The sequence below is a fragment of the Massilia genomosp. 1 genome (assembly GCF_011682185.1).
Classification (GTDB): Bacteria; Pseudomonadota; Gammaproteobacteria; order Burkholderiales; family Burkholderiaceae_D; genus Telluria_A; species Telluria_A rubra.
Genome location: NZ_WHJF01000386.1, coordinates 1 through 496, shown reverse-complemented (window position 1 = coordinate 496; position 496 = coordinate 1). Strand labels below are relative to the sequence as shown.

Genomic DNA, 496 nt, shown 5'->3' with positions numbered 1-496 from the left:
GAAACTGAACCCGATTCATCGTCGCCATAATCTTCTCCCGCCTGCGCCACCGCGCACGCATATGCAAGGTTGGACACGTAACGGCGACCAAAGTTCAGTTATGCTGAAGATCAGCGCTAATCACCTAAATAAATATCCATACATATATGTAATTCCACCGGCGATACTGGAAACGGCGGATGTCTCCCTACATGAGTGTAGAACAACGAATACTGCAAAAGAGTCCAAGTATCCTCAGCTTGTAATTAAAATTGGTTGTGGTGGTGAAATAAAATTTATTGCCGAGACTAAAGGATTAATAAGTCAGGGCATAAACGTGCATGCACTATCAACAGGCTCGCCATCGGCTGCCAGTGGATTAAGTTTTGACGTAACTGTTCAGCCTGAATGACCAGAGCAATCAAAAGTTGTAAACTCTTGGCAATTGCCGCATCATGTAGGCATGCCACCGAAACCACCTCGTGCCGACCTGACCAAGCTGTCCCATGCCGACAAG

1 protein-coding gene is annotated in these 496 nt (G+C 46.6%); it reads left to right on the top strand.

Translation table 11 applies throughout. The features are described 5' to 3' along the window. Positions 1–391: hypothetical protein (locus F1735_RS34220; protein ID WP_222853196.1), on the top strand; the 391-nt coding region annotated here is incomplete at its 5' end. Between the last annotated feature and the right edge of the window lie 105 nt (positions 392–496).